24 protein-coding genes are annotated in these 23,577 nt (G+C 63.0%); 5 read left to right on the top strand and 19 right to left on the bottom strand.

Annotation, left to right across the window (positions count from 1 at the left end; translation table 11 throughout):
• The first annotated feature begins 15 nt into the window (after positions 1–15).
• Positions 16–927 carry an agmatinase gene (locus LB543_RS27545; protein ID WP_224598032.1) on the top strand — a complete coding sequence of 304 codons (912 nt, stop codon included), beginning with the start codon at positions 16–18 and terminating at the stop codon, positions 925–927.
• A 48-nt stretch (positions 928–975) separates the two neighbouring features.
• On the opposite strand, the gene LB543_RS27540 is transcribed toward LB543_RS27545, so the two are convergent.
• The 5 genes from LB543_RS27540 to LB543_RS27520 form a co-directional block, all read right to left on the bottom strand.
• Entirely contained in the window at positions 976–1,860 is an 885-nt protein-coding gene (locus tag LB543_RS27540) for an aldose 1-epimerase family protein (protein WP_224616393.1), read from the bottom strand.
• A 202-nt stretch (positions 1,861–2,062) separates the two neighbouring features.
• Complete coding sequence (locus tag LB543_RS27535; RefSeq protein WP_224616392.1) at positions 2,063–2,779, bottom strand: Bax inhibitor-1/YccA family protein; 717 nt, start codon at positions 2,777–2,779, stop codon at positions 2,063–2,065.
• Positions 2,780–2,803: 24 nt separating this feature from the next.
• A complete protein-coding gene (locus tag LB543_RS27530; RefSeq protein ID WP_224616391.1) occupies positions 2,804–3,577 on the bottom strand; it encodes an anti-sigma factor family protein in 774 nt (257 codons plus the stop codon).
• Entirely contained in the window at positions 3,574–4,092 is a 519-nt protein-coding gene (locus LB543_RS27525; protein WP_246682433.1) for a sigma-70 family RNA polymerase sigma factor, read from the bottom strand. The genes LB543_RS27530 and LB543_RS27525 overlap by 4 nt, the downstream gene beginning before the upstream one ends.
• A gap of 85 nt (positions 4,093–4,177) precedes the next feature.
• Positions 4,178–4,771, bottom strand: a complete 594-nt coding sequence (locus LB543_RS27520) for a histidine phosphatase family protein (protein WP_224616434.1) — start codon at positions 4,769–4,771, stop codon at positions 4,178–4,180.
• A 130-nt stretch (positions 4,772–4,901) separates the two neighbouring features.
• On the opposite strand from LB543_RS27520, the gene LB543_RS27515 reads away from it, so the two are divergent.
• A complete protein-coding gene (locus LB543_RS27515; protein WP_224616433.1) occupies positions 4,902–6,086 on the top strand; it encodes an aromatic amino acid transaminase in 1,185 nt (394 codons plus the stop codon).
• Between the two features lie 89 nt (positions 6,087–6,175).
• Positions 6,176–7,000 carry a nucleoside triphosphate pyrophosphohydrolase gene (gene mazG, locus LB543_RS27510; protein ID WP_224616390.1) on the top strand — a complete coding sequence of 275 codons (825 nt, stop codon included), beginning with the start codon at positions 6,176–6,178 and terminating at the stop codon, positions 6,998–7,000.
• A 24-nt stretch (positions 7,001–7,024) separates the two neighbouring features.
• Here mazG and hflX read toward each other — a convergent pair whose 3' ends face one another.
• The 8 genes from hflX to dusB all read right to left on the bottom strand — a co-directional run bounded on the left by hflX (position 7,025) and on the right by dusB (position 17,159).
• Positions 7,025–8,416, bottom strand: coding sequence for a GTPase HflX (hflX, locus tag LB543_RS27505; protein ID WP_224616389.1), 1,392 nt, complete (start codon positions 8,414–8,416; stop codon positions 7,025–7,027).
• A complete protein-coding gene (hfq, locus tag LB543_RS27500; RefSeq protein WP_006202172.1) occupies positions 8,417–8,662 on the bottom strand; it encodes an RNA chaperone Hfq in 246 nt (81 codons plus the stop codon). It lies immediately after the preceding gene.
• 144 nt (positions 8,663–8,806) lie between these two features.
• Complete coding sequence (locus LB543_RS27495; protein WP_140811856.1) at positions 8,807–9,670, bottom strand: D-amino-acid transaminase; 864 nt, start codon at positions 9,668–9,670, stop codon at positions 8,807–8,809.
• A gap of 98 nt (positions 9,671–9,768) precedes the next feature.
• On the bottom strand, positions 9,769–11,130 hold the full coding sequence (locus LB543_RS27490) for a sigma-54-dependent transcriptional regulator (RefSeq protein WP_140758649.1): 1,362 nt from the start codon (positions 11,128–11,130) through the stop codon (positions 9,769–9,771).
• Positions 11,120–13,450 carry an ATP-binding protein gene (locus LB543_RS27485; RefSeq protein WP_411908792.1) on the bottom strand — a complete coding sequence of 777 codons (2,331 nt, stop codon included), beginning with the start codon at positions 13,448–13,450 and terminating at the stop codon, positions 11,120–11,122. Before LB543_RS27485 ends, LB543_RS27490 begins: the two co-directional genes overlap by 11 nt.
• An 84-nt stretch (positions 13,451–13,534) precedes the next feature.
• The gene (gene ntrC / locus LB543_RS27480) at positions 13,535–14,995 is read right to left on the bottom strand and encodes a nitrogen regulation protein NR(I) (protein ID WP_027142746.1); all 1,461 of its coding nucleotides are present in this window, start codon (positions 14,993–14,995) and stop codon (positions 13,535–13,537) included.
• Complete coding sequence (locus LB543_RS27475; RefSeq protein ID WP_224616387.1) at positions 14,992–16,134, bottom strand: two-component system sensor histidine kinase NtrB; 1,143 nt, start codon at positions 16,132–16,134, stop codon at positions 14,992–14,994. Before LB543_RS27475 ends, ntrC begins: the two co-directional genes overlap by 4 nt.
• The gene (gene dusB / locus LB543_RS27470; RefSeq protein ID WP_224616386.1) at positions 16,131–17,159 is read right to left on the bottom strand and encodes a tRNA dihydrouridine synthase DusB; all 1,029 of its coding nucleotides are present in this window, start codon (positions 17,157–17,159) and stop codon (positions 16,131–16,133) included. Before dusB ends, LB543_RS27475 begins: the two co-directional genes overlap by 4 nt.
• 140 nt (positions 17,160–17,299) lie before the next feature.
• Here dusB and LB543_RS27465 point away from each other — a divergent pair, with 140 nt between their 5' ends.
• The gene (locus tag LB543_RS27465; protein ID WP_140758644.1) at positions 17,300–18,529 is read left to right on the top strand and encodes a bifunctional 2-C-methyl-D-erythritol 4-phosphate cytidylyltransferase/2-C-methyl-D-erythritol 2,4-cyclodiphosphate synthase; all 1,230 of its coding nucleotides are present in this window, start codon (positions 17,300–17,302) and stop codon (positions 18,527–18,529) included.
• Positions 18,526–19,035, top strand: a complete 510-nt coding sequence (locus LB543_RS27460; RefSeq protein ID WP_224616385.1) for a CinA family protein — start codon at positions 18,526–18,528, stop codon at positions 19,033–19,035. Before LB543_RS27465 ends, LB543_RS27460 begins: the two co-directional genes overlap by 4 nt.
• Here LB543_RS27460 and LB543_RS27455 read toward each other — a convergent pair.
• The 6 genes from LB543_RS27455 to LB543_RS27430 form a co-directional block, all read right to left on the bottom strand.
• Complete coding sequence (locus LB543_RS27455) at positions 19,011–19,469, bottom strand: type II toxin-antitoxin system RatA family toxin (RefSeq protein ID WP_224616384.1); 459 nt, start codon at positions 19,467–19,469, stop codon at positions 19,011–19,013. The genes LB543_RS27460 and LB543_RS27455 overlap by 25 nt on opposite strands.
• Before the next feature lie 36 nt (positions 19,470–19,505).
• Entirely contained in the window at positions 19,506–20,471 is a 966-nt protein-coding gene (gene lipA / locus LB543_RS27450; protein WP_140811925.1) for a lipoyl synthase, read from the bottom strand.
• A 138-nt stretch (positions 20,472–20,609) separates the two neighbouring features.
• The gene (locus LB543_RS27445; RefSeq protein ID WP_140758640.1) at positions 20,610–20,867 is read right to left on the bottom strand and encodes a GlsB/YeaQ/YmgE family stress response membrane protein; all 258 of its coding nucleotides are present in this window, start codon (positions 20,865–20,867) and stop codon (positions 20,610–20,612) included.
• Between the two features lie 99 nt (positions 20,868–20,966).
• Complete coding sequence (lpdA, locus tag LB543_RS27440; protein ID WP_140811862.1) at positions 20,967–22,415, bottom strand: dihydrolipoyl dehydrogenase; 1,449 nt, start codon at positions 22,413–22,415, stop codon at positions 20,967–20,969.
• Between the two features lie 17 nt (positions 22,416–22,432).
• On the bottom strand, positions 22,433–23,068 hold the full coding sequence (locus LB543_RS27435) for an SGNH/GDSL hydrolase family protein (protein WP_224616383.1): 636 nt from the start codon (positions 23,066–23,068) through the stop codon (positions 22,433–22,435).
• Positions 23,069–23,072: 4 nt separating this feature from the next.
• Positions 23,073–23,577: hypothetical protein (locus LB543_RS27430; RefSeq protein ID WP_224616382.1), on the bottom strand; the 505-nt coding region annotated here is incomplete at its 5' end.

The following is a 23,577-nucleotide window of genomic DNA, read 5'->3' as shown; positions in this document are numbered from 1 at the left end:
TCAAGGCCATCAGAAATGACCACTCGATCTTCCTTTCTCGGCCTGCCCGATCGCCTCGCCGATGGCACGGTGCCCCGTGCGGTGATCGTCGGTGCCGGTCACGGCAGCACCTATCCCGGCAAAGACAGCGGCGGCCACGCCTTGGCCGCCGATGCCATCCGTGTTGCAAGCCAGGATGATGCTGCGCTCGTCGAGCATTGGGATTTCGATCTCGGCGGCCCGTTGTTCGACGGCAGGCCGATCTGCTGCGTCGACGCCGGCGACATCCTGACCATCATGCATGACAATGCCGGCAACCGCGCCCGGATCGAGGCGAAGACGCGCGAAGTCCTGTCATTGCCCGCCGTGCCCATCCTGCTCGGCGGGGACGATTCCGTGGTCAGTCCCTTCCTCGCCGGCTTCGCGGATCACGGGCCTGTCTGGATCCTGCAGATCGACGCCCATATCGACTGGCGTGACGAAGTGCATGGCGAACGCCACGGCTACTCCAGCCCGATGCGCCGGGCGAGCGAGATGGCGCATGTCGCCGGCATGGTGCAGGTCGGACTGCGCAGCGTCGGCAGCGCACGCCTCACGGAGATCGAAGCGGCGCGGCACTATGGCAGCCGTTTCGTCACCGCCCGCGAGGTCCACGCCCAAGGTGTCGAAGCGGCGCTCAGCCATATTCCGGAAGGCGCGCGGGTCGTCGTCACCTTCGACTGCGACAGTCTCGACCCAGGCTTCATGCCTGGCGTGGCCGCGCGTACGCCTGGCGGCCTCACCTATACGCAGGTCATCGATCTCATCGCAGGCCTCGGCAAGCGGGCGAGGATCGCTGGATTCGATCTTGTCGAGTTCTATCCGCCAGCCGACATTGACGGCCTGTCGGCGCTCATCGCCGCGCGCCTTCTCGTCAATGTGATCGGCGCCGTGGTCCGGCAGGTTTGAAACCCGACCTGAGGTCGAATATGCCCCCTGTCCGGTCTGCAGGAAACTTTACCGAGGCCCCTGCTCCAACCTGATCCGGTAACTCAACGAACGCTTCGCGCCCGGCGCGATCAGCATCAGGCCCGGCTTGTCGATGAACTCTCCATCGAAATCCAGCGGGCTGGCAATGCCGTGCCAAGGCTCGATGCACAGGAACGGTGCGCCGCCGGGTTTGGACCAGATGCCCAGTTCCTGAAGTCCCTGCCACGAGACCTCAATCGCCGGACCGTGACCGGCGCCGTAGCGAATGCTGTTGCTGGCCGGCCGGTCCATGATCACGGCGTCGTCCTCGAAAAGCCCTTCGGAGAGCTCGAGGATATTGCCTTTGACAGGCGTTGGCTGCGGCGTCGCGGTGAGCAGGCCATCCTTCAGCCGGCGGATCGGCGCTGGCTCGTCATCGGAAAAGATCAGCCGATAATCCGTTTTGGCCACACCGGGCAGAAGTGGCCAGTTGAATGCCGGATGCGCCCCGATCGAGGCCGGCAACGGCTCGTCGCCGGTGTTGGTGATCTCTAATCCTATGTCGAGTTGACCCTCGCCCAGCGTATAGGTCACAGCCAGGCGGAATGCGAACGGGTAGTGCGTTCGGGTTTCCGCGTCATCGGCGAGCACCAGCGTGCAGGATCGAGGCCCCCTCTCCGCCCAGGCAAATGGCATATCGCGGGCGAAGCCGTGCTGCGTCATCGGATAGGTCTGGCCGCGATGGCGCAGTTGATCGCCCTTCAGCCGGCCGACGATCGGAAACAGCACCGGTGAATGGCGCCGCCAGGCTGGTCCGGCCTGCCACAGAAACTCAAATCCTTGCGCATCCCTCAGCGAAACCAGTTCGGCGCCCTGCCCGGCAATGGTTACCGATATACCGTCGCCGTGAAGCGTCAGGCTGTCCGGTTCCATTTGTCCTCGTGGTCTGTCTGGCATGGCCGGCAGGTTAGCAAATGGCCGGGCGTGAACTCAAGGCGGCGGACGGCGTTTGCATTTCACACAGTCGCGATGAACGTCGATGGCGCCAAGGGCCAGGCGCCCTTTCGAATGAAAATGGCCGGAGGTTTCCCTCCGGCCACGGCAGGATGCCAGATGTTGCCTGCTACGGTTCGGACTATTCCCGCTCGCCGGTGAAATTCAACAGCAGCTGGAAGATGTTGATGAAGTTCAGATAGAGCGAGAAGGCGCCGAAGACGGCGAGCTTCTGCCGCGACTCCGCATCGAAGTTCTCCGCATACTGCTCCTTGATCGTCTGCGTATCCCAGGCGGTCAGGCCAATGAACACGGCGATGCCGATCACCGAAATGGCGAACTGCAGCGCGGTCGAGCCGAGGAAGATGTTGACAATGCTGGCGATCACCACGCCGATCAGGCCCATGATCAGGAAGGACGATAACTGGATCAGGTCGCGCCTGGTCGTGTAGCCATAGAGGCTGGTGGCACCGAACATGGTGGCGGCGATGAAGAAGGTGCGCGCGATGCTGGTGCCGGTGAAGACAAGGAACACCGAGGCCAGCGACAGGCCCATGACGGCACAAAAGGCCCAGAACATTGCCTGCGCGCTTGCCGCCGACATGGTCTGCATCTTGAACGAGAACAGCAGCACGAAAGCGAGCGGCGCCAGCATCACCACCCATTTCAGCGGGCTGGAAAAGATCGGCACATAGAGGGCGGGCGTCGACGACACCAGCAAGGCGACAAGGCCGGTAACCACCAGGCCGAGGCCCATATAATTGTAGACGCGCAGCATGTGCTGGCGCAGGCCCTCGTCATAGACGGCTCCGGCCCGGGGGCCCGTGTCCACGCGGTATCCAAGATTGGGCGTATTCATTTTCAGGTCTCCTTTGTGGATGGGTCAGTAGAGTGTTCTGGCGAGCGTTTCGGCGGCGCGGTCGAGATCGTGAACCTCGCTCTTCGCGACAACCGCGTAGGCGACATCGCCGATCTGGAAGTAGGCCGAGGAGATATCGCCGGAGGGCGCGACGGTCGGTTTGACCACATCGAAAGTGCCCGGCCGGATCGCGAACAGCGACACCAGGCCCATCTCCTTCGTTTCAACCGCAATCTCGACACTCGGGCCGAAGCGCGACGGATAGATCTGCACGTCGCGGACTTTCCAGTCCTTCGGCAGCGATGGCATGACGATGGCGGTGGCGGCGCGGATCTCGCCGGCATCGTAATTGGGCGCCTCGGTCTGCGAGGGCATGTTTTCGCGCAGCAGTGTCGTCCTGTGTGCCTGCACCGCCTCGTCGACATAGGCGGGCGGCTGCGGCGAAGCGACCACCTTGGTCACCGACATCGGCCCGACAATGCCGTTTGCCAGCCAGCCGGCGGCAACGAAAGCGGCGACCGCCGCCGCGCGTTGCAACATGCCGAAGACTCGGCCCCGGCCAAGTCCCCTCTCCAGCCGCCGCGCGGCATCGGCAGTCGTGGGTCGCGCCATGCCCTCGGAGCCGGCCAGCGCCACGCGCAGTTCGTCGCGGGTGCGCAGATCGGACATCACGCGCGCGGCCGCTTCCGGACGCGCGGACAGGAAAGCTTCGACCTCGATGCGACGGGTGACATCGAGCTGGTCGTCGACATAGGCGTCGAGATCTGCGTCCGTAACCGGGTCGACAAGAGCGGTCATGAGTCACCTCCCACGATCCTGAGATGATTTTTGCCCCGCGCCGGCGCCTCTTCCAGCTGGCGCAGGGCCGCGCGCGCCCTGCCGATACGCGACATCAGCGTGCCCAGCGGCACGCCGCTGGCATTTGCCGCCTGCTGGTAGGAGAGCCCCTCGATGGCGACCAGATGCAGCGCCGAGCGCTGCTCTTCCGGCAGGCTGAAAAAGGCTTCGCGCACCTGCGCCAGGCGCACGGAATGTTCCTGCGGCGCCGGCGTGCTGCCGTCCGCCAGATATCCGGCCTGTTCGAGACGAGCCGCTTCCGAGCGGCGCGAGCGCATGCGGTCGATGAAGGTATTGTGGACGATCGACAGCAGCCATGCCCGCAGGTTGCCGCCGGAGCGGAAGGTGCCACGACGCTCATAGGCGCGCACCAGCGCGTCGTGCACGAGATCCTCGGCCTCGACGCCGTCGCGCGTCAGCGAACGCGCGTAGCGCCGCAGCGACCCGAGTTGTCCTATAATGTCAAAGCGTGGCATCGACGGTTTCATGCCCTGTTTACGGAGCATGTGGGGATTCTAATCCCGGCGGCTGTCTTTTTCTTCGCCGATCCAGCGCTGCTCTTCAGTCCCGACGCGGACTTGCCCGTTTGGGAGCGCTCACGCCGCAGGCGCGCAACACCCATCTGCGGCCGTCGCTGCGAAAATCGGTGATGCTCAGCGGCTCGATGTCGATTTTCCAACCGGCGGCAAGCGGCGCGCTGAGAACATGCAGGATCGCGGCGCGGATGACGCTGGCATGCGTCACGGCGATCGTGTGACCACGTTCGGCGATCAATCGATCCATCAAACCAGCGGCCCGTTGGGCAATTTCGGCCAGCGATTCACCGCCATGCGGGGCCGCATTCGGATTCGTACGCCAGGCGACGATCTCATCCGGGTGTAGCGCCTGCACCTCGTCAAAGCTCTTGCCTGCCCATCGTCCGCAATTCTGGTCCGCCAGCGTCGGATCGACAGACGCATCCAGCGATAGCGCCTCAGCGGTCTGACAGGCGCGAAGCGCCGGGCCCGTCAACACACGGTCGGCGCGACGCAGCGTCCCGCGCATCGCCTTTGCCAATGTCAGCGATCGTGGCTCCAGCGGTTCATCCGAAGGAAACGATCCTTTCCGGGTCGTCGCCGCGGCGCCGGCGCAGATCATGGTCAGACGGACGAGCATGGAGCATGCTTTCTCTGAAGTGGGTGGAAGCTGCACCAACAGGTGCCGCTTTTCGTGTCGGCGCAGCAAAACCGCTGGTGAAACCTGGCCAATTTGCGTATCACTCCGCCGCGCCAACGGAACCATAATGATGTTCGAAGACCTGCAGCCAGCTCCCGCCGACAAGATTCTTGCGCTGATCGGGCTTTATCGCGCCGATCCGCGCCCTGGCAAGGTCGACCTCGGCGTCGGCGTCTACAAGGATCGCGACGGCAAGACGCCGGTCATGCGCGCCGTGCGCGAAGCCGAGAAGCGGCTGCTGGAGGGACAGGATACCAAGACCTATCTCGGCCTTGCCGGCGATACCGCTTTCAACACTGTGATGGCCAAGCTCGCCTTCGGTCCGGGTGCGGACCTGTCGCGCATCCGTGCGGCGCAGGCGCCTGGCGGCTCCGGCGCGTTACGGCTGGTGGCCGAACTGCTCAAGCGCACACGATCGGACGCGACGGTCTGGGTCTCCGATCCGACCTGGCCGAACCATATGCCGGTGATGCGTGCCGCAGGCCTGCAGATTCGCGAATATCCCTATTTCGATGCAGCCTCGGGTGCGGTTCGTTTCGACGACATGCTGGCGGCATTGCGGACGGCAGACAGCGGTGACGTGGTGCTGCTGCATGGCTGCTGCCACAACCCGACCGGCGCCAATCTGGATGTGGCTCAGTGGGAGGCCGTCACCGATCTCATCGTCGAGCGTGGCTTGCTGCCATTTGTCGACATCGCCTATCAGGGCTTTGGCGACGGCCTCGAGGCCGATGCGCTCGGCTTGCGGCTGCTGGCCGCGAAAGTCCCGGAAATGGTCGTCGCATCGAGTTGCTCGAAGAATTTCGCCGTCTACCGTGATCGTGTCGGCGCGGCGATGGTCCTGGCCAGGGACGGCGCGCACGCCGACGTCGCGATGAGCCAGATGCTGTCGGCGGCGCGCGCGATGTATTCGATGCCGCCGGACCATGGCGCGGCCGCGGTGCGCATCGTGCTGGAAGACGCCACGCTGCGTGCCGACTGGGAAGCAGAGTTGGAAGAGATGCGCCTGCGTATGCTGAGGCTTAGGGTCGCGTTCGCCGAGGCGCTGCGCCGGCAATCCAATTCCGACCGTTTCGACTTCGTTGCCAGCCATCGCGGCATGTTCTCCAGGCTTGGCCTCACGGAAGCGCAGGTCGAACGGCTGCGCGCCGAGCATGCCGTCTACATGGTCGGCGACAGCCGCATCAACGTGGCGGGCCTGCCCGAGGACGGCATGGATGACCTCGCCAAGGCGATCGTTTCCGTGCTGGACTGACGAAGCGGGTACGGTGCAACTGTGGACAAGCCCCCCTCGCCGGCTGACAGCGTTGGCCGCGCGGCGGTTCGCGCGATAGCATCCGCCGCATGACGCCATCGAACGACATTTCACGCCTGATCGAGATCATGGCCGCGTTGCGCGCGCCGAAGACCGGCTGCCCGTGGGACATCGAGCAGAATTTCTCCACCATCGCCCCCTATACGATCGAGGAGGCCTATGAGGTGGCGGACGCCATTGCGCGCGGCGATCTCGACGACCTGCGCGACGAGCTTGGCGATCTCCTGCTGCAGGTCGTCTACCATGCCCAGATGGCGCAGGAGGCCGGTGAATTCGCGTTCCCTGACGTGGTCCAGGCCATCACCACCAAGATGATCCGCCGCCATCCACACGTCTTTGGCGACGAGAAGGCTCGCAGCGCCGGCATGGCCAAGGGCATGTGGGAGAAGATCAAGGCGCAGGAGAAGGCCGAGAAGCGGCAAGCCCGCCTCGCGCGTGGCCTCGACCCCGAGGACAATGGCAAGGGATTCCTGGACAGTGTTCCGGTCGCCCTGCCCGCCTTGACGCGAGCCTTGAAACTTCAGGAAAAGGCCGCCCGTGTCGGCTTCGACTGGAGCGAGGCTGCTCCCATCCTGGACAAGATCGAGGAAGAGATCGGGGAGTTGCGCGAGGCTCTGGCCAAGGGTGAAACGGCTGAGATCAAGGACGAGTTCGGCGACATGTTGTTTGCCGTCGTCAATCTTGGGCGTCACCTGAAGCTCGATTCGGAAGCGGCGCTGAGCGGCACCAACGAGAAATTCCGCTCACGCTTCCACTATGTCGAGCAGGCCCTGGAAAAGACAGGCGGCTCGCTGGAGGAAGCTACCCTGGAGGAAATGGAAGCGCTCTGGCAGGAAGCAAAAAACGCGAAGTAGCACTTCTTCCTGGATTGCTGCGCGTTAGCCATTGTTTCTGCGGCGCAATCGGCTTTCGATCTCTTCACGGGCGCTTTGCGTGGCCCGGAGCGAGATGGTGGCGCTGCCGTCGTCATTGTCGGTTCGCGAAACGACATCGCCATTGCGGTAAAGCCAATCGAGAAGGCCAAACTGGGCCGGCTCGATCGTCACCGTCAGATCTCGCAGCTCGCCGGCCATCCGCGTTTCGATGATCGCCTTCAGCGCATCGATGCCTTCGCCCGATACCGCCGATACGGCGATTGGCGGCTCCTTGCCGCCGCCGGCGCCGTCGGCGAGCAGCCGTTGCCTGTTGCCTTCGTCCAGCAGGTCGATCTTGTTCCAGACTTCGATCACGCGCTTGGTGTCGCTGGCGTCGACGCCGAGGTCGGCGAGGATGCGTTCGACATCTTCGGCCTGCGCCGCCGTATCGGGATCGGAAATGTCGCGCAGATGGATAACGAGATCGGCCTCTACGACCTCTTCCAAGGTCGCGCGGAACGCCGCGATCAGATGCGTCGGCAGGTCCGAAATGAAGCCCACCGTGTCGGAAAGAATGATCGGCGTGCCATGCGGCAGCCGCACGCGGCGCAGTGTCGGATCAAGCGTGGCAAACAGCATGTCCTGCGCCAGCACCCCTGCCCCGGTCAGCTTGTTGAACAGCGTCGACTTCCCGGCGTTGGTGTAGCCGACGATCGCCACCACTGGAAACGGCACCTTCTTGCGCTTGGCGCGATGCAGGTCGCGGGTGCGGCGCACCGTTTCCAGCTCGTGCTTCAGCTTTATGATCTTTTCCTGCAACTGCCGCCGATCGGATTCGATCTGCGTTTCACCGGGGCCGCCGAGGAAGCCGGCACCGCCACGCTGACGCTCCAGGTGGGTCCAGCTGCGCACCAGGCGGCCCTTCTGGTAGTTGAGATGGGCAAGCTCGACTTGCAGCGTGCCTTCCTTGGTGCGCGCCCGCTCGCCGAAAATCTCCAGGATCAGCCCCGTGCGATCCAGCACCTTGGCGTTGAATTCCTTCTCGAGATTGCGCTGCTGTACCGGCGTCAGCGGATGGTCGACGATGACCACTTCCGCATGCCCTTCCTTGACGATCCCGGCGAACTCCTCGACCTTGCCGCTGCCCAGCAATGTCGCCGGACGCGGGTCGTTGACGGTGACGACCGCCGTATGGATCAGATCAAGGTCGATGGCGCGGGCAAGGCCGACTGCTTCGTCGTGGCGCGCCTCGGCCGAGCGTGTCAGCCGGGGACGGCTCGTGTCATCGTCATTGCGCGGTTGGCGGGAAAGCACAGGCACAATGACAACGGCCCGGGTCGGGGCTTCCGCTTCCGTCCCGGGATGATGCGCTGATTTTCCGCGAACCGTGCCGTCCGCGTCTCTCTCACGTGCCAATCAGGCGCCCTGGCTTTCCTCGCCATCGAACATCTGAACCGGCTGGCTCGGCATGATCGTGGAAATGGCGTGCTTGTAGACGAGCTGGGAGTGGCCGTCGCGGCGCAACAGGACGCAGAAATTGTCGAAGGAGGTGACCACGCCGGTCAGCTTCACGCCGTTGATGAGGAAGATGGTGAGCGGGTTCTTGCTCTTGCGAACTGAATTCAGGAACAGGTCCTGAAGGTTTTGCGATCGTTCCGCCATTGTTTTTGTCTTTCGCCGATCCCCTTCGGTTTGCAGCCAATGCGCCAAATTACCGGGCACATGTCAAGCGCGCAAACACCCTCTTGCCGTCAGTAACGACAAGCAGAACGAGATATATTGATGTTCATTCCACCTGTGCGGTTATCAGGCTGGACTTTTTTCCGCAATGTCAAAAAAGGCCTGCCGCAACGAAAGTGTTATTGAGCCGGGGTGTCCATTGGCTATGGGATCACCGTCAATGGTCACGATCGGCATGGCAATAGTCGTCGCCGAACTGATGAATGCTTCGCGAGCCGCCTTGGCCTCGGCAACGGAAAATCCACGCTCCTCGATCTTCAGGCCGAGCTTTGCCGCGACTTCGAACATGGTGGTGCGCGTGATGCCGCGCAGAATGCCATGTTCGGCCGGCCTGGTGACCAGAACGCCATCCCTGGTAACGATCCAGGCATTCGACGAGCCGCCTTCCTTGACGTTGCCATCCGTGTCCACGAACCAGGCTTCCTGGGCACCGGCTTCCCTGGCCTTCTGCTTGGCCAATACATTGGGCAGCAAACCGGTACTCTTGATGTCGACGCGATCCCAACGGTTCTCGGGCACGGTGATGACCGCGATACCCGTCTCGGCCCGTTTCGTGCCGGCGGCAGGATCCGCCTTCTTGGCGGTCACCACCAGAGCCGGCTTCGTGTCCGCCGACGGAAAAACGAAATCGCGGCTGGCGACCCCGCGCGTCACCTGGACATAGACCAGGCCGTTGGCGACATGATTGCGGTTGACCACTTCGCGCAGGATCAGCGGCAATACGTTGCGCGTCACCGGCCAGGCGATCGACAGTTCGGTCAGCGAGCGGTTCAGCCGGGCAAGATGGCGGGGCATGTCGACGATGAAGCCGCGCGCCACCTCGCAGACCTCGTAGACGCCGTCGGCGAACTGATAGCCGCGATCCTCGATATGCACGGAAGCGTCCGCATGAGCGACGTAGCGCCCGTTGACATAGGCAATGCGCGGCATTGGCGACCCCTGGAAAATTCTCGGGCCTTCTTATGCGATTCCGCCGCCGCCGTAACCGGCAAATGCTTGGCCCAGGCGCGGCCGATGGACGCCGCGCGTCAGACGCCCAGCGACTTCAGCTTGCGATGCAAAGCGGAGCGCTCCATGCCGATGAACTCGGCCGTCTTCGAGATGTTGCCGCCGAACCGGTTGATCTGGGCGATCAGATAGTCCTTTTCGAACTGTTCGCGTGCCTCGCGCAGCGGAAGCGCCATGATGTGCTGGTCCGACTGGTTGGGCGTGCGCGGCATGACATCGCCGATTTCGGACGGCAGCAGATCCGCGGTGATCGGCGCGTCGACATCCTCGCCGCGCGCCAGGATCATCAGCCGCTCGACGTTATTGCGGAGCTGACGCACGTTGCCCGGCCAGTTGTGCGCCTGCAGCACGGCCAGCGCATCGTCGCCGATGCGGCGCGGCTTGATGCCGGCTTGGCGGGCGATCTGCTTCATGAAATTGTCGACGAGATAGGGAATGTCCTCGCGCCGTTCGGCCAGCCCTGGCACCATGACCGGAACCACGGCGAGCCGATGGTAAAGATCCTCGCGGAATCGCCCGTCGGCGATCATCGCCTCCAGGTTCTGCGAGGTTGAGGAAATGATGCGGACATCGACCTTGACCCGCTTTGTACCGCCCACCCGCTCGAACTGCTGTTCGACCAGCACGCGCAAAATCTTGTTCTGCGTTTCGCGCGGCATGTCGGCCACTTCGTCGATGTAGAGAATACCGCGATGGGCTTCCTCCAGCGCTCCCACCTTGCGCTCGACTCCGTTCGATTCGGTGCCGAACAGTTCGATCTCCATGCGTTCGGGCGTGATGTTGGCGGCGCTCAGCGTCACGAACGGCGCGCCCTTGCGGGCCGAAAGCGTATGGATGGCGCGCGCTGCCAGCTCCTTGCCCGAACCGGAGGGCCCAACGATCATCACGCGGCTGTTGGTCGGCGCGACACGCTCGATGGTCTGGCGCAACTGGCTCATCGCCGACGACATGCCGATCAGGTCGAAGGTCTCGCCGCTACGCAGCTTGAGATCGGAAACCTCGCGGCGCAATTTCGAGGTCTCGAGCGCACGTTCGGCGATGAGGATCAGCCTGTCGGCCTTGAACGGCTTCTCGATGAAGTCATAGGCGCCGCGACGGATGGCGGAAACCGCGGTTTCGATGTTGCCGTGGCCTGAAATCATCACCACGGGCAGGTTCGGGTGCATGGTCTTGATCTCGTCGAGCAACGCCAACCCGTCCAGGCGCGAACCTTGCAGCCAGATGTCCAGGAAGATCAGCCTCGGCGCTCGATCGGCGATGGCCGCCAGGGCGCTGTCGGCATCGAATGCCGTACGGGTTTCGTGACCCTCGTCACTCAGGATGCCCGCGACGAGTTCACGGATGTCTTCCTCGTCATCGACGATGAGAATATCAGACGCCATTACCGACCTTTTCAGTTTCTCTTTCGTGGTCCGCCCTGCTTTCGCCCCGCGGCAGCGTGCCGGCCGCGGGCGGCAGGATGATGCTGATCATCGCGCCGCGCCCGCCATGGAAGTCCGCAGGCGCGTCATGGAGTTCCAGCCTGCCGCCATGGTCCTCCACGATCTTTTTGACGATAGCGAGACCAAGCCCGGTGCCCTTTTCGCGTGTGGTCATATAAGGCTCCAGCAATCGCTGGCGATTCTCGCGCGGCAGGCCTTTGCCATTGTCGATGACGTCGATGCGAATCGCGCCATTCTGGCGCCCGGCTTGAATCCGGATTATGCCGTGCGAACCGTCGTTCTGTTCCAGCCCGTCGATCGCCTCGGCGGCATTCTTGATCACGTTGCCGAAGGCCTGGGCCATCAACCGGCTGTCGAAAGTGCCCTTGAGCGGCTCATTGCCGAATATCCGCTCGAAGGTGATGTCGGCACGGCTGACTTCGACCAGGAAGGAAGCCTCGCGCAGCGATTCGCGCAGGTCGATGGCCTTCATCTCGGGCTTTGGCATGCGCGCAAAGGCCGAGAACTCGTCGACCATGCGGCCGATATCCTCCACCTGCCGGATGATCGTGTCGGTACATTGGTCGAAAACTTCGCGGTCCTCGGTGATGACCTTGCCGTAGCGGCGCTTGATACGCTCGGCGGAAAGTTGGATCGGCGTTAGTGGATTCTTGATCTCGTGGGCGATGCGCCGCGCCACGTCGGCCCAGGCGGACGAACGCTGGGCCTGAACCAGGTCGGTAATGTCATCCACCGTCACGACGTAGGACTTTTCCTCGGAGCCGTCGTCGCCGGCCTCGATGGTGACCTGCACATTGAAGGTCCGCTCGGCGCCGGCGCGATAGAAGGTCACCTGCTCGCGATAGACGGGCTTGCCGGACTTACGGCCGATCTCGAAGACGCGGCCGACATGAGGCAGGATCGCGGAAAGGTTCTGCCCGAGTGCCGCGCTGGCGGAAATGGCCAGCATCGATTCGGCGGAACGGTTGACGATGGTGATGATGCCGTAGGGGTCGACGCCGATGACGCCGGCGGTGACACCGGCAAGCACGGCTTCCGAAAAACGCCGCCTCTCGTCGATCAGATCCTTCGCCGACAGGATCTCGTTGCGCTGTGATTTGAGCTCCAGCAGCATCTTGTTGAACGTATCGCCGAGCGAGGCGACATCGCCATCGGATGGCCGCACCGGCACCGCGACGTCGAGATTGCCGGTCGCGACCTCATCGGCAGCGCCGATCAGCTGACGGATTGGTCGCACCAGTCGGTCGGCAACGGCTATGCCGGTCCAGATTGCCGACAGGATGATGATCAGGGTCAGCGACAGATAGGGCAGCGCGAATGCCACTTGCGAGGTGCGCCTGTTGTCCTCGAGATTGCGATACTCGTCGGTGTTGGACCTGACGATCTGCCGCGCCTTGATCACCTCTGGGTCGACCAGACGGATGGTGTAGAGATAGAGGCCCTCGATCTCGCGCAACTTGACGATGGCGCCCATGATGTTGCGCGTGCGCGGCTCGATCAGCACCGGCTTACCGTCGGTGGCGGTGGCAACCGCTCCTTCCGGCGGTTCCGGCATGGCGAAATCGGCATCGGTCTTGGCGCTCATGACGAAGGAGCCGTCGGGCTTGATCAGCGCGGCGTGCGCCAGCGAGCGGCCCACGGCTTCCTTGTTCATGAGGTCGAGAAAGCCGGTGCGGTCGAGGCCGTAGAGCGTTCGCGACGCATCCAGATCATAGGCCATCGACAGCGTCGTGCCCTGCAGGTTGCGGGCGTTTTCCTGGACATAGGCATCGGCGATCGACAGTGACGAATTGACGATCGTCTTGGTGCGAATCTCGAACCAGCGATCAAGGCCGATATCGAGCGTGATCGAGGCGATGATCGCCACCATGATGGCGGGAATGGCGGCAACCAGCGCGAACATGGCAACGATGCGCACATGCAGCCGGGAAGCCGCCTTGCCGTGGCGGCGGGCCATGACGATGCGATGCACCTCGCGCCCGACCAGCGCGATGAGAACGAGCACGAAGGCGGCGTTGAGAGCGATCAGCGCCCACGTCGCCTTGGCATCCGGCGCGATCGGTGTCGCACCGACCAGGATGGCGAACGAAATAGCCGCCATGATCAGGGCGCCGACGACCGCGATCACGCCAGGCAGCGCCAGCAGCCGGCGTCCGTCGCGCGCGCCGGGTTCGCTGAAATGCGGTTGGTTGGGTACAGGTGTCCGCGGAGCCATGTCGCCGTGTAGAGCCAGTGATTGCGTCCGATCTATGCAACGCATTGTGGCGATTATGCAACAAGTGTGACCAAGGCGGGACTCTTTCCCCGTTCGGTCCCCTGAAAAGATCGTGTGCCTGGCGTCGGCTCAGGTCTGGCGGGACGACTTATAGACGTTGACGCCCAATTCACGAATCTTCTTGCGCAAGGTGTTGCGGTTGAGGCCCAAAAGCTCCGCGGCCTTGATCTGGTTGCCGCGGGTTGCCGTCATCGAAGCCAGCACCAACGGGTATTCGACTTCGGATAGAATACGCTCGTAGAGACCGGCGGGCGGCAATTCGCCTGCGAAGGAGGCGAAATAGCGCTGCAGGAAGTGCTCCACCGCCTGGCCGATGGAAAGATCGTCGGGAATGAGGTTGCCGGCGCCTGGCACCACCGGGCGTTCCCCTGTCTTGAGCTCCGCCTCGATGATCTCGGCGGAAATCTCGTCCTGCGAATAAAGCGCGGCGAGCCTGCGAACGAGGTTTTCCAGCTCGCGCACATTGCCTGGCCATGGATAGCGCTTCATCAATTCGATGCCGCCGGAAGAGATACGCTTGGTCTGCAGCCCCTCCATCTCGCCAAGCTTGAAGAAATGGCGCACCAGATCGGGTACGTCCTCGGAGCGCTCGCGCAGCGCCGGCAACCTGAGCGGCACGACGTTGAGACGGTAGAAAAGGTCCTCGCGGAAGAGGCCCTGGTTGATCAGCGTGCGCAGGTCCTTGTTGGTGGCAGCGACGATGCGCACATCGGTCTTGATCGGCGTACGGCCTCCGACCGTCGTGTACTCGCCCTGCTGCAGGACGCGCAGCAGGCGCGTCTGCGCCTCCATCGGCATGTCGCCGATCTCGTCGAGGAACAGCGTGCCGCCCTCTGCCTGCTCGAAGCGGCCGGTCGAGCGGTTCTGCGCGCCGGTGAAGGCGCCCTTCTCGTGGCCGAACAATTCCGATTCGATCAGGTCGCGCGGGATCGCCGCCATGTTGATGGCAACGAACGGACCGCCACGACGGCGTCCGTATTCATGCAGCGCGCGCGCCACCAGTTCCTTGCCAGTGCCCGATTCGCCCGAGATCATGACCGTCAGGTCGGTCTGCATCATGCGCGCCAACATACGGTAGATGTCCTGCATGGCCGCCGAACGGCCGACCAGCGGCATCGTTTCGGGCTGCTCTTCCTGCCGGGCATCGATCTTGGGCCGCCGGGGCTCGGACAGCGCTCGGTTGACGATGTTGAGGAGTTCGGTGAGGTCGAAAGGCTTCGGCAGATATTCGTAGGCGCCGGTTTCGGAAGCGCGGATCGCCGTCATGAACGTATTCTGGGCGCTCATGACGATGACGGGCAGTTCCGGCCGCGCCTTCTTGATGCGCGGCAGCATGTCGAAAGCGTTCTCGTCCGGCATCACGACGTCGGTGATGACGAGGTCACCCTCGCCGGCGGCCACCCAGCGCCACAGCGTCGAGGCGTTGGAGGTCACGCGCACCTCGTGACCGACACGCGACAGCGCCTGATTGAGTACGGTGCGGATCGCCGCGTCGTCGTCGGCGACGAGAATATTGCCGCGAACGGTCATTTGCGGTCTCCTTCGCCGTCTTGATCGGCGCCCAGCGCCGTTTCCTTCCAGGCCGGCATCAGGACCCGGAACGTTGTCGCGCGCGGCGTCGAATCGCATTCGATGATGCCGCCATGTTCGCCGACGATCTTGGCGACCAGTGCCAGCCCCAGCCCCGAGCCGTTCGGCTTGGTGGTGATAAAGGGATCGAACAGGATCGGCAGGATATCTTCCGAGACGCCGGAACCATTGTCGCGCACGCAGAACTCCAGCGGCAGCGATACACGATCCTGCGTGCCCGGGACCGAAACCCGAATACCGGGCCGGAAGGCGGTGGACAGCACGATTTCGCCCTGCGGATCGCTGCCAATTGCCTCGGCGGCGTTCTTGATCAGGTTGAGGAACACCTGGATCAGTTGGTCGCGGTTTGCGAATACTGGAGGCAATGATGGATCATAATCCTCCAATATCTTGATTTTCTTCGCGAAACCGTTCTTTGCGATTGCCTTCACGTGATCGAGCACAACATGGATGTTGACGGGATAGCGATCGATCGGCCGCTCGTCGGAAAAAACCTCCATACGATCGACCAGCGACACGATACGGTCCGTCTCGTCGGTGATCAGCCGCGTCAGCGCGCGATCCTCATCGGAGGCGGACAGTTCGAGCAGTTGGGCCGCCCCCCTGATGCCGGAAAGCGGGTTCTTGATCTCATGCGCCAGCATCGCCGCCAGGCCGGTCACCGAGCGCGCCGCGCCGCGATGCGTCATCTGCCGGTCTATCTTGTCGGCCATCGACCGCTCCTGGAACATGACCACGACGGAGCCCGGAAACTCCGGCACCGGCGCGACATAGAGATCGACGACCTTCTCGATGCCGAGGCGGGGTGACGAGACGTCGACCCGATACTCGTTGACGGGCGCTCGGCGCTCGCGCACCTGGTCGACCAGCGTCAGCAACGGGCTGCCGAAGGGTATGAGCTTGGACAGAGTGTTGCGCGCCAGCATGGTCGCGCTGGAGCGAAAGAAATCCTCGGCATCGGCGTTGGCGAAGGTGATGAAGCCTTCCTCGCTGATCATGATCACCGGGCGGCGGATCGTGTTCAGCACGATCTGGGCGGCATCCGCCATTTCAACGCCCTTGCTAGCGGTGGCGGTCATGCGGCACTCCGCAGGTTCATGGTTTGCGGGTCGCGCGAAAACACATCGCGCAGCAAGGCGATGACACGGGCTGGTTCGAACGCGGTCATTATCGCCTTTCTACTGTCGCCAGCGACGCCCCCGGCATGTCGATCGAGATACCAGCCCAGATGCTTGCGCGCCTGACGCAGGCCGCTCTCGGTGCCGTAAAGCGCCAGCATGTCCTCGTAATGGGCAACGACATAGTCGGCGAGCGCTTGCGGGGTCTCGGGAATGCCGGGCGAAAATGCCCCGGCGGCAGCCGCGGCGATGCTGCCGGCGACCCACGGCGCGCCGTAGTGGGCGCGGCCGACCATCACTGCGTCGGCGCCGGACTGTTCGAGAATAGCGGCTGCCTCACTTGGGTAGCAGACATCGCCATTGGCGACGACCGGGATGGATACGGCCTCCTTGACGCGAGCGATGGCGCGCCAATCCGCCTTGCCTTGGTAGAACTGGCAGCGTGTGCGGCCATGGACCGTGACCATCTTGACGCCCGCCTGCTCGGCACGGCGCGCCAGGACGGGAGCGTTGAGTGCCGCCTCGTCCCAACCCAGCCGCATCTTGACCGTGACCGGCACCTTGACCGCGCCGACCACGGCCTCGATCAGCGAGAGCGCGTGGTCGAGGTCCAGCATCAATGCCGAACCGGCATAGCCACCGGTGACCTTCTTGGCCGGGCAGCCCATGTTGATGTCGATGATGTCGGCGCCCTCGCCGGCGGCGATCCGTGCGCCTTCGGCCATATGGATCGCCTCGCGGCCGGCAAGCTGCACCATATGGACGGGCAGGCCGGAATGACGTATGCGCAGGTCGCAGCCGGCCCTGCCCTTGGCGAGTTCGCCGCTGGCCACCATTTCGGACACGACTAGGCCGGCGCCATGCGCATGGGCGCGCTGCCTGAACGCCTCGTCGGTAATCCCAGACATCGGCGCGAGGAAGACGCGGTTGCGGATTCTCACACCGCCGACGTCGAGAGGCGCGGCCAATCTGATCAAGTTAACCATGCACAAAAACCAAGCATGTCCATTCGCTGCACATTCTCTAGCCAGATCGAGAGAAATGTGCAACGCGGAATGACGCCACATTAAGGCGCAATTGGGAAAATGCTGGCCTTCGGCCTTGGCCGCGACTAGGACCAGACTAAATGATTGGCGCAACTGAAAATCAGGCTTCGGATCCGGGTGGCAAAGTCGCGGTGGTTATCGTCGCGGCCGGCCGCGGCGCGCGCGCCGGGCAGGCCGATGGCCCGAAGCAATATCAACGAATTGCCGGCCGCGCCGTCATCGCTCGTGTCATCGATATTTTTCTGGCGCACCCGCTCATCGGCCGGATCGTCGTGGCCATTCATGCCGAGGACCAGGAGCTTTTTCGGCAAGCGGTGGGCACCGATGCCGATCGGGTGACGGCAATCGCCGGAGGCGCCACCAGGCAGGATTCGGTTCGGCTCGGGCTGCACGCGCTAAGAAGCTACGCGCCGGACAAGGTCCTCATCCACGACGCCGCGCGTCCCTTTGTCGACATGGATCTCATCGACCGCACGATCGCGGCCATCGGCGAGCGTGAAGGCGCGCTTCCCGCCCTGCCCGTTGCCGACACGCTGAAACGCGAATCGGCCAGCGGCATGGTCGGCGAAACAGTCCCCAGAAACGGGCTGCACGCGGCGCAAACGCCGCAAGGCTTTCCCTTCCTCGCGATCATGACGATGCATGAAGAAGCCTATAACCGAGGCAAAACCGACTTTACCGACGACGCGTCGATTGCCGAATGGATGCAAATGCCGGTGAAGCTCGTTCCCGGCTCGCCGGACAATATCAAACTCACATGGGCACGGGACATCGCCATGGCGCACCAGCGACTTTCCAGCGAGCGGGCACACTTCCCCGATATCCGCACCGGCAACGGCTATGACGTCCATGCCTTCGAGCCGGGAGACCATGTCACGCTCTGCGGCGTCGCCATTCCGCACGACAGGAAATTGTCGGGCCATTCCGACGCCGATGTCGGCCTGCACGCCCTGACCGACGCGCTGCTGGCGACCTGCGGGGCCGGCGACATCGGCACGCACTTCCCGCCGTCCGATCCGCAGTGGAAAGGCGCTGCGTCGCGGATATTCGTCGAACATGCGGCAAGACTGGTGCGGGAGCGCGGCGGGCGCATCGCCAATGCCGACATCACGCTGATCTGCGAGGCACCGCGTGTCGGCCCGCACCGCGAGGCGATGACGGCGGTTCTTTCCCTGATGCTGGGCATTTCCGCCGACCGAATCTCGATCAAGGCGACAACCAACGAGAAGCTCGGCTTCGTCGGCCGCGAGGAAGGCATTGCGGCGATCGCCACCGCCAGCGTGGTGTTTCCCGGCGAGGTTCCGGAATGACCGACAGCGGCCTGGCAATCGCCCTGCTCGAGGCCTGCCGCGAGCGCGGCATCATGCTGGCGACCGCCGAAAGCTGCACCGGCGGCATGATCATCGCCGCGCTGACCGACATCGCCGGTTCTTCGGCCGTGGTCGATCGCGGCTTCATCACCTATTCCAATGAAGCTAAGATGGACATGCTCGGCGTGCGAACAACCACGCTCGACGCGCATGGCGCGGTTTCCCGCGAGACAGCCATCGAGATGGCAAAGGGCGCGCTCACCCGTTCACGCGCAGGGCTGACCCTGGCCGTTACCGGCATTGCCGGTCCAGGTGGCGGTTCTGCCGAAAAGCCTGTCGGCCTGGTCTGGTTTGGCGTTGCGGTGAACGGCCAACCCGTGACGGCCGAATACAAGCTGTTTGCCGACAATGGCCGTGACTTCATCCGCCGGCAAACGGTCGACCATGCGCTCAAGCTCGGCTTGCAGACGCTTGGCGGGAGTCAGGCCGCCGGTGTCTTGCCGTAGATGACGTCGGCGCGCTTTTCGAAAGCCTCGGCGAACATGCGGAAGGCACGGTCGAACATCGTGCCCATCAGCGCGCCCAAGATGCGGCTCTTGAATTCGTAGTCGATGAAGAAGCGCACGACACAGCCGGCACCGTCTGGCTCGAAACGCCAGACATTGCTCAGATATTTGAACGGGCCATCGATGTATTTCACATCGATGGCGTTCTCGTCGGGCTTCAGCAGCACCTGCGTGGTGAAGGTCTCGCGGATCGCCTTGTAGCCGATGCTCATGTCGGCGACGAGGATGGTGCGTCCGTCACGCTCCTTGCGCGAACGAACCGTCAGCGCTTCGCAAAGCGGCAAGAATTGCGGGTAAGTCTCGATGTCGGCGACCAGCGCGAACATCTGCTCAGGCGTATGGGCAACGCGGCGGGTGGCTTCGAATTTCGGCATGAACCCGGCTCTAGAGCGCGTCGCGTCGAAGACGCATCAGAGCGATTTCGCGAGCTGCGCTTCGCGCGCCGCGCGCAGCCTGGCGAAATCGTCGCCGGCGTGATGCGACGAGCGCGTCAGCGGGCTAGACGCCACCAGCAGGAAACCCTTGGTCTTGCCGATCGTCTCGAAGGACTTGAACTCCTCGGGCGTGACGAAGCGGATCACCGGGTGGTGCTTCTTCGATGGCTGCAGGTACTGGCCGATGGTCATGAAGTCGACATTGGCCGAGCGCAGATCATCCATCAACTGCAGGATTTCGTTCCGCTCTTCGCCCAGACCCACCATGATGCCGGACTTGGTGAAGATCGACGGATCAAGTTCCTTGACCCGCTGCAGCAGCCTGATCGAGTGGAAATAGCGGGCGCCCGGCCGGACCTTCAGATAATTCGACGGCACGGTTTCGAGATTGTGGTTGAAGACGTCGGGCCTGGCCGCCACGACGATCTCCAGCGCGCCGTCCTTGCGCAGAAAATCCGGCGTCAGGATTTCGATCGTCGTCAGAGGCGTTGCCGCCCGAATCTCACGGATGACATCGGCGAAGTGCTGCGCGCCGCCATCGGCGAGATCGTCGCGGTCGACTGAGGTGATGACGACATGTGTAAGGCCCATCTGCTTGACGGCATGCGCGACGCGGGCCGGCTCGTCTGGATCGAGTGCGGTCGGAATGCCGGTGGCGACATTGCAGAAGGCGCATGCGCGCGTGCAGATCTCGCCCATTATCATGAAGGTGGCGTGCTTCTTTTCCCAGCACTCACCGATGTTCGGGCAACCGGCCTCTTCGCACACGGTCACCAGCTTGTGGGATTTGACGATCTCGCGCGTCTCGGCATAGCCCTTCGACACCGGCGCCTTGACGCGGATCCAGTCCGGCTTGCGCAGGACTTCCTGGTCGGGCTTATGCGCTTTCTCGGGATGCCGCAGCCGCGGCGCGTTGGCGATCGTGTCGAGGACAATGACCATCTGAACCCTGGCTTTTTTCTCGCGACCGCCCGTCGGCGATCGTCACTTTCACGTCATCTAGGACTTTTCAACACAAAGAAAAAGGCTGCAGCGGCGCATGCCGCCACAACCGTTTTCGCATAGCCGGAGCGATATCGACTAGCGGCGCACCAGGCGACCGACCCAGATCAGCAGGCAGGCACCGATAAAGCCGGTGATCAGATAGGCGGTCCAGCCTACGCCGAACACGCCGATGTTGAGCGCCTGCAGGATGGCGTTCAGCACCACAGCGCCAAGGATCCCCATGATAATGTTCATGAATATGCCGGTGTTGCTCTTCATGACCATTTCGGCCAACCAGCCTGCCAGGCCGCCGATGATGATGGCTGCGATCCAGCCCACGCCGTTCAAGTGCATATGCCTTCTCCTTGCGCCAGTAAAAATGCATCCGGAAACGAACTGCCTCGCCGTCGCGACCCTGCGGCTTTCGAAGCTGAGTCTCCCGCGGCGAATCTATCATGCGTTCAAGGCGCGGCCATAGGCGTCGAGCACGCTTTCCTTCATCATCTCCGACAGCGTCGGGTGCGGGAAAATCGTGTGCATCAGCTCTTCCTCGGTCGTTTCGAGGTTCATCGCCACGACAAAGCCCTGGATCAATTCGGTGACTTCGGCGCCGACCATGTGCGCGCCGAGCAACTGACCGGTCTTCTTGTCGAAGATGGTCTTGATGAAGCCCTGGTCTTCGCCAAGCGCGATCGCCTTGCCATTGGCTGCGAACTGGAAGCGGCCGACGCGAATATCCCAGCCTTCGGCCTTGGCCTTCGCTTCCGTCAGGCCAACCGAGGCAACCTGAGGGTTGCAATAGGTGCAGCCGGGAATCTTGAGCTTGTCGATGGCGTGAACACCGGGGAAGTTCGCAATCTTCTCGACGCACACGACGCCCTCATGCTCGGCCTTGTGGGCAAGCATCGGCGGGCCGGCGACATCGCCGATGGCGTAAATGCCAGGCACATTGGTCTTGCCGTAACCATCGACGACAACGCAGCCACGGTCCGTCTTCACGCCGAGCGCTTCAAGGCCGAGATTCTCGATATTGCCCTGGACGCCGACGGCCGAAATCATGCGGTCGGCTGATATCTTCTCGACCTTGCCGTCCTTCATCTCGACATGCGCGGTGACCGAGTTCGCCCCCTTCTCGACCTTGGTCACCTTGGCCTCGAGGATGATCTTCATGCCTTGCTTCTCGAACTGCTTTTGCGCGAATTTCGAGACTTCGGCATCCTCGACAGGCATCACAGCCGGCAGCAGCTCGACCACGGTCACGTCGGCGCCCATTGTGCGGTAGAAGGAGGCGAATTCGATACCGATTGCGCCCGAGCCCATCACCAGCAGAGATTTCGGCATCTCCTTGGGCACCATGGCCTCGAAATAGGTCCAGATCAGCTTGCCATCCGGCTCGATGCCGGGCAGCGCGCGCGGCCGCGCGCCAGTCGCCAAGATGATGTGCTTGGCGGTGTAGGTGCCCTCGCCCTTGACGCCTTTCGGCACCGGCGGCTGCGGCTCCATCGGCTTCTTGGCCGTCTTGGAGACCACGATCTCGCCGGGCTTCGACAATTTGGCCTCGCCCCAGATGACGTCGACCTTGTTCTTCTTCATCAGGAAGGCGACGCCGCCATTGAGCCTGAGCGACACTTTTCGCGACCGATCGACGACGGCCGCGGTATCGGCACTGATCTTGCCGCCGTCGAGCTTCAGGCCATAATCCTTCAGGTGATCCGAATAGTGCATGATCTCGGCCGAGCGCAGCAGCGCCTTGGTCGGAATGCAGCCCCAGTTCAGGCAGATGCCGCCCAGATGCTCGCGCTCGACGATGGCCGTCTTGAAGCCGAGCTGGGCGGAACGCACCGCCGCGACATAGCCGCCGGGACCGGAGCCGATGATGATGACGTCGTAGTTCTCAGCCACGGGTTTTTCTCCTTCAATCACAATTCCAGCATGACGCGCACGACTGACGTCAGCGCCTTGCCGATGTTTCGCGTGTTTTCGGCATCGAGGTGGACGCCATCGAGAGGTGTTGTTTGCGCCACCGTGCCAGCGTCGAAAAAGCCGCAACCAACTTCGTCGGCGAGTGCTGCGTATTGCGGTGCAAGCTGCTTCGAGGCGTCATCCCCGCCGGCGAACATCTCCTTGAAGTCGGCATTTTCGGTGCGACTGACAAGAGGCGGCGAAACGATCAGGATCTGCGGCGCCGGCCAGTCGAACGGATAATCGTGGCCACGCACGATGTCGATCAGCCGCTGGATGCCTTGCTTGGCGGCAACCGGCTTGCCATGGATCCACGGCTTCATGTCGTTGGCGCCGAGCATGATGACGATCAGGTCGATCGGCGCATGCGTCGTCAGCACCGTCGGCAGCAGCCGCGCACCGTTGCGGTCGGCTCCGGCCAGATGATCGTCGAAGGCGGTGGTGCGGCCGTTGAGGCCGTCGGCGATAACCTGGACGCCTTCGCCAAGTCCAGCTTGCAGCACGCTTGGCCAGCGATCCTCCAGCGCATGACGCCCGCCTTCGGCATTGTAGCCCCAGGTCAGCGAGTCGCCGTAACAAAGAACCGTCTTCATTCGTTCAACCCGCCTTTATGTCGGCCACATCGCGCTTCACGCGCCAGCGCACGAACAACCAATGGATGATGATCGTCACCAGGCCCGGCAGACCAAGACCGGCAACCACCGGCATGTCTCTCCTGACCACCGCGGCGCTGCTGTCGCTGTAGAGGATCAGCGCGACCAAGAGGAGAAGCAGCGCCACAAATACAATCAGCGTCCACTTTCCCGCCGTCGCCACGGCCGCGACCGGATCGTTCGTCAATTGCGCGACGAAGAAGACGAAGGTGACGACAAAAGTCACCAGTACCGAGAACATGAAGACGATGATGTATTCTTCCTCGGCGCCGGTGGCGACGGCCAACCATTGCGCGATCAGCCCGCCGGCCAACCCGGAAATGAGAAAGGCAAAAAGGCTGGTGAAGAATATCCGCACAGCCCTTTCCTTTCCTACACCAGCATGCCCATCGGGTTCTCGATCAGCTTCTTGAAGGCGACCAGCAGTTCGGCCCCCAGGGCTCCGTCGA

Source organism: Mesorhizobium sp. ESP7-2, assembly GCF_020164715.1.
GTDB lineage: Bacteria > Pseudomonadota > Alphaproteobacteria > Rhizobiales > Rhizobiaceae > Mesorhizobium.
Note: the sequence above shows the minus strand (reverse complement) of the source record. Positions and strands in the feature narration are given on the sequence as shown.

What these genes read in the sequence shown, in the direction of transcription:
- LB543_RS27540 (WP_224616393.1), bottom strand. Translation starts at nt 1,860, where the DNA reads ATGGAACCGGACAGCCTGACGCTTCACGGCGACGGTATATCGGTAACC.
- LB543_RS27525 (WP_246682433.1), bottom strand. Translation starts at nt 4,092, where the DNA reads ATGCCACGCTTTGACATTATAGGACAACTCGGGTCGCTGCGGCGCTAC.
- LB543_RS27465 (WP_140758644.1), top strand. Translation starts at nt 17,300, where the DNA reads ATGATTGGCGCAACTGAAAATCAGGCTTCGGATCCGGGTGGCAAAGTC.
- mazG (WP_224616390.1), top strand. Translation starts at nt 6,176, where the DNA reads ATGACGCCATCGAACGACATTTCACGCCTGATCGAGATCATGGCCGCG.
- lipA (WP_140811925.1), bottom strand. Translation starts at nt 20,471, where the DNA reads ATGGTCATTGTCCTCGACACGATCGCCAACGCGCCGCGGCTGCGGCAT.
- LB543_RS27545 (WP_224598032.1), top strand. Translation starts at nt 16, where the DNA reads ATGACCACTCGATCTTCCTTTCTCGGCCTGCCCGATCGCCTCGCCGAT.
- hfq (WP_006202172.1), bottom strand. Translation starts at nt 8,662, where the DNA reads ATGGCGGAACGATCGCAAAACCTTCAGGACCTGTTCCTGAATTCAGTT.
- LB543_RS27435 (WP_224616383.1), bottom strand. Translation starts at nt 23,068, where the DNA reads ATGAAGACGGTTCTTTGTTACGGCGACTCGCTGACCTGGGGCTACAAT.
- LB543_RS27485 (WP_411908792.1), bottom strand. Translation starts at nt 13,450, where the DNA reads ATGCGTTGCATAGATCGGACGCAATCACTGGCTCTACACGGCGACATG.
- LB543_RS27515 (WP_224616433.1), top strand. Translation starts at nt 4,902, where the DNA reads ATGTTCGAAGACCTGCAGCCAGCTCCCGCCGACAAGATTCTTGCGCTG.
- dusB (WP_224616386.1), bottom strand. Translation starts at nt 17,159, where the DNA reads ATGGTTAACTTGATCAGATTGGCCGCGCCTCTCGACGTCGGCGGTGTG.
- LB543_RS27445 (WP_140758640.1), bottom strand. Translation starts at nt 20,867, where the DNA reads ATGCACTTGAACGGCGTGGGCTGGATCGCAGCCATCATCATCGGCGGC.
- LB543_RS27460 (WP_224616385.1), top strand. Translation starts at nt 18,526, where the DNA reads ATGACCGACAGCGGCCTGGCAATCGCCCTGCTCGAGGCCTGCCGCGAG.
- LB543_RS27535 (WP_224616392.1), bottom strand. Translation starts at nt 2,779, where the DNA reads ATGAATACGCCCAATCTTGGATACCGCGTGGACACGGGCCCCCGGGCC.
- ntrC (WP_027142746.1), bottom strand. Translation starts at nt 14,995, where the DNA reads ATGACCGTTCGCGGCAATATTCTCGTCGCCGACGACGACGCGGCGATC.
- LB543_RS27490 (WP_140758649.1), bottom strand. Translation starts at nt 11,130, where the DNA reads ATGGCGTCTGATATTCTCATCGTCGATGACGAGGAAGACATCCGTGAA.
- LB543_RS27520 (WP_224616434.1), bottom strand. Translation starts at nt 4,771, where the DNA reads ATGCTCGTCCGTCTGACCATGATCTGCGCCGGCGCCGCGGCGACGACC.
- LB543_RS27495 (WP_140811856.1), bottom strand. Translation starts at nt 9,670, where the DNA reads ATGCCGCGCATTGCCTATGTCAACGGGCGCTACGTCGCTCATGCGGAC.
- LB543_RS27475 (WP_224616387.1), bottom strand. Translation starts at nt 16,134, where the DNA reads ATGACCGCCACCGCTAGCAAGGGCGTTGAAATGGCGGATGCCGCCCAG.
- LB543_RS27530 (WP_224616391.1), bottom strand. Translation starts at nt 3,577, where the DNA reads ATGACCGCTCTTGTCGACCCGGTTACGGACGCAGATCTCGACGCCTAT.
- LB543_RS27455 (WP_224616384.1), bottom strand. Translation starts at nt 19,469, where the DNA reads ATGCCGAAATTCGAAGCCACCCGCCGCGTTGCCCATACGCCTGAGCAG.